Genomic DNA, 13,261 nt, shown 5'->3' on the forward strand with positions numbered 1-13,261 from the left:
TATCTGACTAAAGAAAGGACTATGGTTTGTCGTTTTATAATCTGGTTTTTTTTGACAAATTCATTGTTATTTTGGCTCTTTGGCTTTCAATATATAAACAACATTTTTTCCTCGCCAACTCTATTCTCAAATTACACCTCTAACTATTCAGGGGTTATTGGCAGGATTTTTGTAGTATTTTTTTGGATAAATAATTATCTTAGTTTTATGTTGTTTTTGGCATTTGTTCCTGCCATTTTTCTGTTAATTTTATCCTGTTTCTTGTCTAAAAAGCAGCTGTTTTGGATGTTGTGCGTGCTTTTTTCCACCGCAAATCTTGTTTTGTTGATTGTAGATACTCGTGTTTATCTGATGTTTAAATTCCATCTGAACTTGACGATTTTTTCGATGTTTTTCCATGGGGACTGGCGTAACTTTTTTGATTTTTCAACCCTAGAACTAGTTTTTTTTGCTTTGTTGGTTTTTGCAATACTAGGCCTAGAGATTTTTATTGCTTTCCTTGTATGGAATAAAGTCATTCTAAAAGAACGATTAAAAGTCGAGAAAACTATCTTTGTATTGTGGCTTGGGTCTTGCTTATTTACTTACTTTACCCTAATGCTGAGCGTGTCATCGCTGTCTAATCTATTTACCCAGCAAACATCAAACATCCCTTTATTTTATCAGGTCTTCGTACATTTAATACCTAATAAGAACGCAAACGAGCTTTTAAAACGCCTTAGTGAAACCAATTATTCTCAACGGCTTTTTTCAAATGATAAAATGCAATATCCTCTGCATCCTATGCAATGTGCTAAGCCAGATAAGCCTCTCAATTTAATCTTAATTATGGTTGATTCTCTGCGTTATGATAGCCTGGAATATATGCCAAAGGTGCGGCGATTTGCTGAGCAAAGTTGGCAATTTAAAAATCATCTAAGTGGCGGAAATGCAACGCAACCTGGTGTTTTTTCTATTTTTTACTCTATACCTGGTAGTTATTGGACTGCAGCATTGAAGCAAAATGTTCCTCCTGTTCTAACTAACTTGCTTATTCAATTCAATTATTCAATACAGATATTTTGGTCTAACACCCTTTATAATCCCCCTTTTAATAAGACAGTTTTTAGCGGATTAAAAAACCTTGAAATTGATGGTTCAAAACAGAAAGATGTTGGAGCTAGGGATAGGGATATAACGAAGAAAGCAACTGAATTTTTAAGGACAAATAAAGATGAACGCCAATTCTTCCTTTATCTTTTCTATGATGCGCCACATGGGTTTTGTGCTAAGCAAAAATATTCCGGTCCCTATCAGCCTACAATGAAAAATTGTTCGCGCCTGTCTTTTATGAATAATTTCAATGCAGAGCATCTTTATAATCGCTATCTTAATGCGGTTGATTTTGATGATAATGAAATTGGCAAAGTACTTAAGGTTATTGAACAACAGGGCTACTTAGAAAATAGCATTGTTATTTTTACCTCCGATCATGGCCAGGAATTTGACGACAATAAGCAAGATTTCTGGGGGCATGGAGGGAACTTTACTCGGGCTCAGATACAAGTGCCTTTACTCATTCATTGGCCAGGGCAACCTCCAAGAGAAATAAATTATTTAACAACAAGTTATGATTTATTACCGACTCTGGCTAAGCGTTTATTTGCTTGTGCTAATCCTAATGGCGATTATAGTATCGGGCAGGATTTGTTCGATAAAACAGGACCTCAGTCCTTTATTATCAGTGGAAGCTACATGAATATGGGGATTGTTGAGGCTGATCGTCTGACTACCTTGCAAACCTCAGGAAATTTTGACATCACCACCATACATGCCGATCCTCTTCCTCTGGCGACGCCAAGAATGGGAGTGCTTAAGCAGGCCTTGGATTTGATGCGGAAATATTATGCGAAAAGGGCAGGGGAGAGGATTCGGCAGTGATACATTTACTTTTTACATTAAGCCTATTTTTAGGTGCCTTTCTGCTCTTTGCTATCCAGCCTATTACGGCCAAAATTATCTTACCTATTTATGGTGGATCGCCTGCTGTATGGACTTTATCGGTATTATTCTTCCAATTTTCTCTTTTAGTTTCTTATGGTTATGCTTGGTTTCTTAGCCGCTTTGCTGATAAATCCTGGCGATGGCGCTTGGGACACTGTCTACTTATTTTATTGAGCCTTAGCGCTTTTCCCTTGACGCTCGCACCTACCTTAGCCGCAGGGGCGCCTGATTTAGCGCTTTTAAAATTGCTGCTGGGTCAATTGGGTTTGCCTTTGTTGGTGGTTGGCGCATCTTCGCCGCTTTTGCAATTTGCTTACAGCCAGGTACAAACCAGGCAAAAAGAAGATCCTTACTTCCTTTTTGTCTCCTCTAATGTTGGCAGCCTGTTAGCCTTAATAAGCTACCCTTGGATCATCGAGCACTACATTGGTCTTAGCCAACAGCTTCATTATTGGAACTATGCATTTATTGGCTATCTGCTGCTGATAGCTCTTGTTTTGATTGCCCTACCTTATCGCAATCAAGCAATGATAAAAACTGAAAGGGCGCCTTTGCACTGGCAAAGCGTTTTGCGCTGGATTGCTTATAGCTTTATTCCCTGTAGTTTAATGCTAGGTTTGACCTTTTATATCTCAACGGATATTGCCGCAACCCCTTTGTTCTGGGTGCTACCCCTGGCAGTTTACTTATTAACCTTTATTATTACCTTTGCTAGGAAGCCAGTTATTTCTCATCACTGGGTTAGAAAATACAGCCTGTTTTTTATTGCGGCTCCGATGATTAGCTTTATCTTTGGAGCGCAGGTCTTGCAAGTTTGGCAGATTATGACCCTTCATTTGGCCAGTTTTTTCGTCCTGGCTCTCTTATGCCATGGTGAATTAGTGAGAATTAGACCGCCTGTTAATCAATTGACGATTTTTTATTTTTGCCTGGCCCTAGGCGGTGTATTGGCCGGGATCTTTAATGGTTTGCTAGCACCAAGGATATTTAGTGGCGCTTATGAATACCCTTTAGTTTTGACGATGGCTATTTTCTGCCTGCCTCTACCGAGATTTAAAGCCTTTGGACTTATACCCTTCATTGTATTAGCCCTATTAATGATTAACTATTTTTTGCCTGAGCAAGCCCTAGGCCAATGGCTAAAGACTCACCATCTTCTCGAACTTCTTGCCTTAGGTGTTCTGATGATTTGGCCGAAAAATCGAGTAAGTCTTTTTGCAGGTCTGGCAACCCTCGTCATTTTTCTTTTTATCCCCTGGTTTAAACCCATCGAGGTACTCAACCAGCAACGTAATTTTTATGGTGTGAAACAAGTGCTAAATAGCAAGGGAGCCTATGTATTAATCAGTCAAAATACTATGCATGGTTTTCAAATATCCAAAGAACCTAAGATTGAGAACGGGGCAATGGCCTATTACGGGCCTGTCTTATCGGCGGTTCAGCAATTACAGCAAAGAAAAGAGGCTTTGGATGTTACGATTATTGGGCTGGGAACAGGGATGATGGCTTGTCAATTCCGCCTAGCTGACAAGCTGCAAATCATTGATATTGACCAACAGGTAATCAATATCGCTGATCATTATTTTAGCTATTTACGTGATTGCCCCCCGAAAATTTCCCTAAGTGAGGGGGATGGGCGTCTGGTTTTGATGGCGAATAAGGATGCCAGTGCTGATCTTTTAGTTGTTGATGCATTCTCCTCCGATGCTATTCCAATCCATTTGCTAACGATGGAAGCCTTCGATTTGTATCAACAGAAGATTAAAAAAAATGGAGCTATTTTAATCAATATCTCTAATCGTCATTTGCATTTACTGCCGGTTATTATCGCAGCAGGGCGTCAAAAGGAGCTTTTGGTTTTGTATAAAGGACAGCCTGAGAACTATGCAAAGGGTCAGTTTCCAGCGGAGTGGGTTTTGCTGAGTGCTGATGAAGATTTAGGATTTGCTTTAATGGCTGAAGGCGGCTGGCGCTTTGCGGCTGAAGCTGCAAGCAGACAATTATGGACTGATGATTATTCAAATCTTTTGCCTTTGATGAAGTGGTCTTAGAACAGTGAATACTGATCTTCGAATCGGTAGCCCCTTCAGCCCCCCAAAGATGTACGTCATGTCGAACGTAGAGAGACATCTCCTGAATGTGGCAAAGTGCTAATCTCGGAGATCTCTCACTACGTTCGGGATGACGTTGCTTTAGGGGGATAGGGCTCAGCTATTACAGACACTTGTGTAGATACCTATAGGCTTGACCGCGGAGTTTATCTCTCGCACATAATCTGAATCAATACTATTCATATTGTCTTAATATTAAATATATATAATACTTAATTTTTTAAGTGAATAGTAACGATGAGAAGCATACATAAAATACCTACGGATTTAGCAAACCAGTTTGATACGCCTAGCTATAGTCAAATTAACAGCACTAATGAGCAACTGCCTGTAGTTGATGGGTATTGTTTAATAGAAGACAGGCATTTTTATGAGGTTTGTAAACCGGAGTTTAAAGAACAATTAACAGAGGCTAGCGGCAGTAGTTCCTTGAACACTCACTGGAAGGCTCATTTAAGTTGCACTCAAGATGCGCTGCCACAATTATGGGAAATTGTTGTGCCTCTTTTACAACAATATGATTGTCCTGCCTTTAAATGCATTCGTTTAGCAACCCTTGGTGAGGCGGATAAATCAACAGTGTTTGGCAAACGTTGTGTTGATGCCCTGCAATTTACTATTTATATCCCGGCTGGTGAAGAAGCGCTCTATGTTGAGCTATTAGAGAAAATTGAACAATCACTTTTACAAGCCAATATTACTAAGCTTCCACGGACTCATGATTACTTATTTAGCTCGGATAAACGAATAGGAGTTTATATCTCTGTGCGCCATTCTGCTGGGCTTGATGGGAACTACCTTTCAGCAGAGGATGCTCTTAAGATCCATGAGTCTAATAAGTCTATACTGCCTTACAATTGTGCCGGAGTGGATGATCCCTTTGAAGTGATGCAGTCTTTACAGAGTATGCGGGCTGCTGAAGAACAACAAAAACAGCGACCTAATAGAAATTCAATGTGGCAAATTGCTATGCGTTTACAGATACAGAAGCAACAACAAGAGGTGCAACAGGTTAACCCTCTTAAAGTGAGTAGATAACATAGATCGTAATAGATTACTCCGTCGACCTGAACTCAAAATTGAACTTTCTCCAAGATTTTTACATCCCACGTGTAATAGATCATGCCTCCCACCCCGTCATCCTGAGCGCAGCGAAGGATCTCCGGGATTGGCACTGTGCCTCGTTCAGGAGATCCTTCGCTGCGCTCCCAAAGACGTACGTCATGTCGAACCTAGAGAGACATCTCCTGAGTGTAGCACTGTGCTAATCCCGGAGATCCCTCACTATGTTCGGGATGACGGGGTCTTTATCGATGTTTGCCCCTAAGGGGCTGAGGCGGTCAGGATGACGTGCTATGTTAGGATGACGGGGCTGACCTATTTCCTATTACCATAGCACGCCCTATTCACCGAAAGTCCGTAGCCTGGATGCAGAGCGGATGAGCGTTAGAGCGGCGACTTAATATCCTGCATAGCCAAGCTTTTCGAGTGGAGTAAAAGCTTAGAAAATTGAGGAGACTCAGATAGCCATTGCTGAAGATATTCAACAAAAGCCCATATTAGCCGTTCATCAGCACGTTTCTTTAGGAAATAAGCATTGAACTCGAGATCCATGGATAGATCGTTGAGCTCGATGGTAGACAGCTTCTCATTTAACATGCGTTCATTGATGATGCACCAGCCTGTACCCATTTCAATTAAATGGATATTGCTGTGAATGGAGTTGACCTCCGCAATTAATTTGATAGAAATATCTTGTTCACTCAGCAATAAATCAAATTTAGACCGTATGGGGCTATCTTCCATTAACAATACGGCTTCGTGTTGCGCTAATTCAGAAATTGAAATGGCTTTATTCAGTTTAGCTAGAGGGTGATGGATTGAGGAGACGGGTATCATTTTCTCTTTCCATAAAGGCAGGCAGGAAAAGTTATGCGGATGATTTCCAAGAGCTGGGGCGATGATGATATCAACGTTTCCACTGTTTAAACTGGTGACTAACTCTTTAGTGGCAATGGACGAGTTAACAATAAAATAATTTGTTTTATGGTCATTCATATAAGTAATGAATTCAGGTGCCACTAAATGAGAAACATAGGGTGATGAACCCAGTTTGATTTTTAAATGAGGCCTACAGTTACTATTACTTAACTCAGCCTTCACCATGTCTTGATAAATATTATGGATTTGCCGAATGTAAGGAATTAAGTTTTTGCCTTTTTCAGTTAATACCACGCCTTGATTGGAAGGATAAAATAATTGCGCCCCTAGCTCCTGCTCCAATTTTTTAATGCGCTTACTCAGAGTAGGCTGGGTCGTATGCATGCGTTTTGCAGCTAAGGAGACCGAGTGGTATTCAACAACTGCAAGAAACGATTCCAATTCGACGATATTCATCTTTTCTCCTTTATTTGCTTTAGGGCGGATGAGGGTAGAGACTTACACCTCAGCCAAGTTCCCCTTAGTTTCTAACCAAGCCTTACGATCAGCAGCTCGTTTTTTCGCTAACATCATATCCATCATTGCCATGGTAGTCTGTTCATCATCAAGGGTAAGTTGGATCAGTCGTCTAGTATTTGGATCCATTGTTGTTTCGCGTAATTGCAGAGGGTTCATTTCACCTAAGCCTTTAAAGCGCTGCACATTGATTTTTGCTCTTGAAGTTTGGCCAAGCTGGTCAATGATTCGTCCTTTTTCTTCATCATCCAGGGCATAGTGAACCACCTTACCTGCATCAATACGATAGAGCGGAGGCATGGCAACAAAAACGTGACCTGCATGGACTAAGGGTTTGAAATGGCGTAAAAACAGGGCGCAAATCAGGGTGGCAATATGCGCTCCATCTGAATCCGCGTCTGCCAGAATACAGAGTTTGCCGTAGCGCAGGCCACTGAGATCGTCAGAACCAGGATCAACCCCAATTGCAACGGAAATGTCATGGATTTCTTGTGAAGCTAAGACTTGATTCGATTCAACTTCCCAGGAGTTAAGAATCTTACCGCGTAGCGGAAGAATCGCCTGAAAATCCTTATTTCGTGCTTGCTTCGCTGAACCGCCTGCCGAGTCCCCCTCAACTAAGAATAATTCAGCCTGACTTAAATCCTGTTGCAGGCAATCAGCTAATTTTCCCGGTAGGGCAGGTCCCTGGCTAACTCGCTTACGAGCAACTTGTTTAGCTTGACGCAGGCGTTTTTGTGCTCGCTCAATGGCAAGGGCAGCAATTGCTTCACCCTGAGAGCGATGTTGATTCAACCAAAGCGCAAAGGCATCTTTAACGACTGAACTGACAAAGCCAGCGGTTTGTCGTGAACTTAAACGCTCCTTGGTTTGACCTGCAAATTGCGGCTCTTTCATTTTGACCGATAACACATATTGGCAAGGTTCCCATAGGTCATCAGCAGCTAATTTAACGCCACGGGGTAGGAGATTACGTAATTCACAGAAAGCGGCAAGGGCATCATAGAGCCCAGCGCGTAGGCCATTGACATGTGTTCCGCCCTGGATTGTTGGAATCAAGTTGACATAACTCTCGCTCAAGCTGCCAGAAGGCGCTGGTGTCCAGGCCAAAGCCCAGTCAACAGTTGCCTCATCATTGGCAAATTCGCCGGTAAAGGGTTCTTCAGGAAAATAATCAGAGGGTAGGGATTGGCGGAGATAATCAGCTAGTCCTTTTTCGTAACACCAGCTTGTTTGCTCATTAGTCGCCTTATTAATAAAGGTCATGGATAAGCCAGGACAGAGTACAGCTTTGGCACGTAATACATGGGTTAATTGTTTAACAGAAATCTTGGTGGTATCAAAATATTTGGCATTAGGCCAAAAGCGGATGATAGTACCCGTATCTCGTTTTTTAGCGACGCCAGATTCATTGAGCTCGACAAGTTTATCGCCATTGGCAAAGGCCATACTGTAGACAATGCCATTACGTTTAATAGTGACATCAACGCGCTCGGAAAGGGCATTCACAACCGAAACCCCGACACCATGCAAGCCGCCAGAAAAGCTGTAATTTTTATCAGAGAATTTACCACCAGCATGCAGACGGGTCATAATGACTTCGACACCGCTTAAGCCAAGTTGCGGATGGAGGTCAACAGGCATACCACGGCCGTTATCCTCAACTTCAACAGAACCATCTTCATAAAGGGTGACTTTGATTTGGCTGGCAAAACCGGCAATAACCTCGTCGACGCTGTTATCGATAACTTCCTGTGCTAGATGATTGGGGCGGCTTGTGTCAGTGTACATTCCAGGACGGCGTTGGACGGGTTCAAGGCCAGATAAGACTTCTATCGCTTCGGCGGTGTAATTTTCAGACATTGCTGGATCCTGTTGGTTGCTTTGGCCATGCAACAAGTCCTGCAGCCGGCCCAAAATAGACGAAGTATAGCATAGAATGTCGCGGGGCGAACAAGGCTAAGTTTGGGTACTCCTCCTCTTTTATCCCCTATCCCCCCATAGGTTTCTACACAAGTGTCTGTAATTGAACGCCCTGTCCCCCCAACGCCACGTCCTCCTGAGCGCAGCGAAGATCTCCGGGATTAGCACGGTGCCTCATTCAGGAGATCCTTCGCTGCGCTCAGGATGACGTAGTGTTGAGACCAGGAGGGTACAGACACTTATGTAGATACCTATGCCTATCCCCCAAGAGAGGGCGAGGGGATCTTTATTTTTTACTCAACCACGATCTCAGGAAACTTATCCGCATAATTCAAAGGCTTCCCCGCTAAGGCAATTGCCATACGCATTGCTGTTTGCATAAAAGACTTCGCCAAGGGCTCATCAGCCTGTGCAGCAGTTGGGAAACCCTCATCGCATTGGCTGCGAATACGGCTATCTAAGGGTAATTGGCCAAGCAGGTTGACCTGGAATGAATCGCTAAGCTTTTGGCCGCCTCCAGAACCAAAGATTGCTTCCTGATGACCGCATTGGCTGCAAAGGTGTAAGGACATATTCTCGATCAGACCCAAAACATCAATATTCGTTCTTTCAAACATCTTTATTGCTTTCTGAGCATCCAGGGTCGCCACATTTTGTGGAGTAGTTACAACAACAGCACCTGTTAAGGGAATCTTCTGAACCAGGCTTAGCTGTATATCACCGGTTCCTGGAGGCAGGTCGATCAATAGATAATCCAGCTCGTCCCAGAGGGTGATATCAAGCATTTGCAGCAGTGATTTAGCAAGCATAGGGCCACGCCAAATCAGTGCCTGCTCGCTATCGGTAAGATAGCCAATAGACATCGCTTGGATACCATGGGCAGATACGGGTAAATAGCGATCCTCACTGACTTCCACTGGCGCTGTCTTACCTAACATAAGCGGAACGCTCGGACCGTAAATATCGGCATCAAGTAGGCCGACACGTGCTCCTGCGCGAGCGAGAGCGATCGCTAAATTGACCGCAACGGTTGATTTGCCGACCCCTCCCTTTCCAGAGGCTATCGCGATAGTATTTTTTACGCCACGCAGGCCTTTTCCTGTGAGTTGAGTACGGTGTGCTCTAATAAAATGCTCGAGAGCAATTTCAACTTGATAACCCGGCAAGGCTTGTATACATGCCTTTTTAAGCTCAGGCAGCAGGGTAGTTTCTAGCGTTTTACTGGGAAAACCGGCCAGTAAATTCAAATGGAGTGTTTGCCCTTCCAGGGTATATTTTGCTTGCAGTTGCAACTGCTCTGGGCTTAGTCCTAGTACGGTATCGCTAGTATTAGCGAGTATGTCTTTTAGAATTTTTTCGATGTTCATTGATAATCCCACTGCACCCAGTTTCCGCTGGTAAGATAGTAAAGTCCGCATCTTATTGGTTCAGGGCTATTGCTAGCAAGTAATTCAGCATAATTATTTACTTGTTGGCGATGCTGATTTTGCGCGCCTTCTTCCTCTGAGCCTGTTTTGAAATCGATAATCCAGCGCTCGCCCTCACTAATAAAGGTGCGATCGATGATTCGTGTGCTTGCTGAGCCTTGCACATTCACCAAAAGCTCGTATTCATTGCGCTCGTCTTGATGGGCTTTGCTGAGCCATTGGCCAATTGGCTCGCTGAACATGCGTGATATTTGCTGGCGCAGCAGATTGCATGCCTCGCTTCGTTCTTCAGCATTAAAGCCTAGGCGCTTAAACTGATTTTCAACCATCGCCCAGGGTAGGGCATCAATTGTGGCGGGATGATGGTCGCAAATCCATTGAAGGAGTTCATGGGCAACAATACCTTGTTGGCGCGCTGTTCTATTCAGTGAAACTAAGATCGATTGCTGGGCTGTACGAGGAGGATCATTAAATTTAGGACTATTGTCATTCCCGCGTAGGCGGGAATCTATCTCCAAAGGCTGCACTGTGCTACATCCCTGATGGATCCCCGCCTGAGCGGGGATGACAGCCTGGTGACTATGGGTAGTAGAACTGAGGTATATCTCTTGCGGCAGGCGATAAAGCAAAGGCAGGTTCTGCGTTGTTTCCTCCTTGGACAAAGTCGCTTCTATCGAAGAAAATTCCTGGTTTTTCAGTAAGCTACGAAAGGTTCCCTTGCCTTCTTTTTCAGAGCTATCAAAAAGGAAAAGGCGCTTTTTAGCCCGGGTTGCTGCAACATAAAACAAGCGCTGCAATTCATAGCTTTCTTTTTCTGCGTCTAATTTGCCGAGGTAATTATAAACGCGACATTCCTCACGATAGGCCGCCTTGATTGGCGAAATCAGTAAGAGCTCACCATGGTTCTTAGAGGGCAACTTCATCCAGCGCAGCAGGGGTTGATCGCGGCTTTGCGATTTGCTGCCTAGGCCTGGCAAAATAACTGAGTCAAATTCCAAGCCTTTAGATTTATGTATCGTCATAATTTGCAGGCGGGAGGGGGTGGCTCGTTGTGAATAGAGCTTGTCGAATTCCTCCTTCAGTTCTTTAAGATCTGGTAGCTCTTCGACCTGGGTAAAGTCTTCGAGCAATAGCCAAAACTGTTCTAAATCCTCTTGTTGGGTGCTATCTAAGATGAGTTCTCCATGCAAGCGTTTAAAGGTAGAAGCAACCCAGTCAACGATGGCCTGCTGGTGTCGGCTGACAAGGGCTTCGTGCATAACGCTATAAATAAATTGCCCACGAACCTTCCCCTCAGCGCTTAGGGTATTTATTCGATCCAATTTGGACAGGGCATAGTAAATCGATTTTTTCTTGTCAAAATTGGCGATCAGATGAAGATCGGCAAGCGCTAAGCCACAGAAAGGGCTACGCAGTAATTCAAGCCAGGCTAAACGATTTGCGGGCAGTAGTAAGGCCTGGGTCAGAGACCAGAGATCGCGTAAATGCGACAGTTTTGCCAAAAGCTCAATATCAACCCCTTGAAAGGGAATTTTCTGTTCACGTAAGGCGGTCATAATTTCAGCTAAGAGACCGCGTGAGCGCACAAGGATAGCAATTTGTTCCTCGGGGTGCTTTGCTAAGACCTCAGCGGCTAATTTGACTAAGGCTTGTGCTTCTTGCGCGCGGTCGGCAAATTGCCAGGCTTTAATATAGGAATCCTCAGCGCTCTCCTGCACGTTAACAGAGGCATGAAAAGAAATAGCACCTGATTCAATGTCATCATTCTGGGGAAAAATGCTTTTAAATTGCTGATTGACCCAGTTAACAATCGTGGCTGTTGAACGAAAATTACAGCATAGCTCCAGGCTTTCTAACTCTACGGGACCTATGCCTTGCTGTTTGGCCTTTAAAAAAAGACCGACCTCCGCCTGGCGGAAGCGGTAAATAGATTGCATGGGATCACCAACAACAAACAAGGTCTTGCCCTCATTGGCTTGCCAACCTTGCACCAGTTTTGTTAGTAATTGAAATTGCTGGATCGAGGTATCTTGAAATTCATCGACTAATAAATGATGAATACTATTGTCGAGATAAAGCGCTAAATCAGTAGGCTGCTCCTCGTCTCCCAAGGCATCGAGGGCCTGTTGGGCGACGGCAGCAAAATCGACCTCATTCTGCTCATTGAATATGAGTTGTAGATGCCCGACTAAAAAGGGTAAGAGAGTAAATAAGGCTTGCAAGACTTGCCATTGCTCTGGGTCATAATAGGGTGGAGGCAGATTTTTAACGCTTAGTAAGGCTTCAAGAAAATCGGCTTGCTCGGCAAGTTTGCCAAGCAGTTCCTTGCTTTGGGATTTCAAGGCTTGCAAAAGTTGTGCATCGCAGGCTTCTTTTTTAAGGCCTACATGATGGTCAAAACCCTTTCTTAGTTTATCGTCTGAGGTTAACAACAGTGAGGCCAAGCCAGTGGCAATAGTCCTGTTGATTTGTTTAGGATCTTGCCAATCTCTTAGCAGAAAACGGGGTTTTTCCGGATCGGCTTCTATCGAGGTGACCTTAGAGGCAAGCGAGCATAATTCATCCCAAAGAACGAAGGAAATGGAATCTTGAAAACGGCTCAGTTCATGTTGCTCGATAAACACTAACATTTGCTCAAATCTGGCTTTGTCATGCTGGCGTGCTGAATACAAAGCAGGCAGCCATTGATCACGTTTAGCGAGCAAGTCACTAAATAACTGAAGAAGTTTGTCCTGGCGATTATCCAGATGGATTAGCAGGGTTTTTAGCGGAGACTGCAAGTCTTTATCTGCAAGGGCATAGGCAAAGCAGGCTCGTGCCGCTTTTTTATAATGGTCCTGTGGATTATCGCTGATTTGTGCATAGGGAATTTGCTTCTCATGCAGGGGAATAGCCTGGGACAGCATTTGGCATAAGGAATCAATAGTGATAATTCGTAAACGCCCGGATTGTTGCAGGAGCTGCCAGTTTCGCTCTTCTGAGCGTGCCAGCGCTGCTGCTGCATAATCGTAGGTCTGTTGCTGATGCGGCGAATTGGCTTGTTGGCCCGCAGCTACTTTTTGCAAGGATAAAACAATACGCTCACGCATTTCACTGGCTGCTTTGCGTGTAAAGGTTAGGGCAACGATTTGTTCTGGCGCGTTTACTGTTCCTAATAATCTTAGGAACCGCTGTGTCAGAATTTCTGTTTTACCTGACCCCGCCGGGGCTTGAACAATAAAAGACCTGGCAGGATCGGTCGCTTGTGCACGTTGCAGGCTATCCTTGAGCATTACCGATTAGTCCTTAAATTGTCACGAAATCCCGCGGCTTGACCGCGGGATCTGAGGCTGCGAGAAATCCGGCTCCCGCAGTCAAGCC

At 44.0% G+C, this 13,261-nt stretch carries 7 protein-coding genes; 3 read left to right on the forward strand and 4 right to left on the reverse strand.

Going from position 1 to position 13,261, the window contains the following annotated elements:
- The first annotated feature begins 21 nt into the window (after positions 1-21).
- The 3 genes from BN1094_RS13725 (at position 22) to BN1094_RS13735 (ending at position 5,132) form a co-directional block, all read left to right on the forward strand.
- Complete coding sequence (locus tag BN1094_RS13725; protein ID WP_245614353.1) at positions 22-1,920, forward strand: DUF3413 domain-containing protein; 1,899 nt, start codon at positions 22-24, stop codon at positions 1,918-1,920.
- Positions 1,917-4,034, forward strand: coding sequence for a fused MFS/spermidine synthase (locus BN1094_RS13730; protein WP_052403305.1), 2,118 nt, complete (start codon positions 1,917-1,919; stop codon positions 4,032-4,034). The genes BN1094_RS13725 and BN1094_RS13730 overlap by 4 nt, the downstream gene beginning before the upstream one ends.
- 297 nt (positions 4,035-4,331) lie before the next feature.
- Positions 4,332-5,132: a hypothetical protein gene (locus BN1094_RS13735; protein ID WP_044011655.1), complete on the forward strand. Its 801-nt coding sequence runs from the start codon at positions 4,332-4,334 to the stop codon at positions 5,130-5,132.
- 408 nt (positions 5,133-5,540) lie between these two features.
- On the opposite strand, the gene BN1094_RS13740 is transcribed toward BN1094_RS13735, so the two are convergent.
- The 4 genes from BN1094_RS13740 to BN1094_RS13755 all read right to left on the reverse strand — a co-directional run bounded on the left by BN1094_RS13740 (position 5,541) and on the right by BN1094_RS13755 (position 13,173).
- Positions 5,541-6,491 carry a LysR family transcriptional regulator gene (locus tag BN1094_RS13740; RefSeq protein ID WP_044011656.1) on the reverse strand — a complete coding sequence of 317 codons (951 nt, stop codon included), beginning with the start codon at positions 6,489-6,491 and terminating at the stop codon, positions 5,541-5,543.
- Positions 6,492-6,533: 42 nt separating this feature from the next.
- The gene (gene parE, locus BN1094_RS13745) at positions 6,534-8,414 is read right to left on the reverse strand and encodes a DNA topoisomerase IV subunit B (RefSeq protein ID WP_044011657.1); all 1,881 of its coding nucleotides are present in this window, start codon (positions 8,412-8,414) and stop codon (positions 6,534-6,536) included.
- A 353-nt stretch (positions 8,415-8,767) separates the two neighbouring features.
- Complete coding sequence (gene apbC / locus BN1094_RS13750; protein WP_044011658.1) at positions 8,768-9,841, reverse strand: iron-sulfur cluster carrier protein ApbC; 1,074 nt, start codon at positions 9,839-9,841, stop codon at positions 8,768-8,770.
- Entirely contained in the window at positions 9,838-13,173 is a 3,336-nt protein-coding gene (locus BN1094_RS13755; RefSeq protein ID WP_044011659.1) for a UvrD-helicase domain-containing protein, read from the reverse strand. The genes apbC and BN1094_RS13755 overlap by 4 nt, the downstream gene beginning before the upstream one ends.
- Positions 13,174-13,261 lie beyond the last annotated feature (88 nt).

The sequence above is a fragment of the Legionella massiliensis genome (genome assembly GCF_000756815.1).
Lineage (GTDB): Bacteria > Pseudomonadota > Gammaproteobacteria > Legionellales > Legionellaceae > Tatlockia > Tatlockia massiliensis.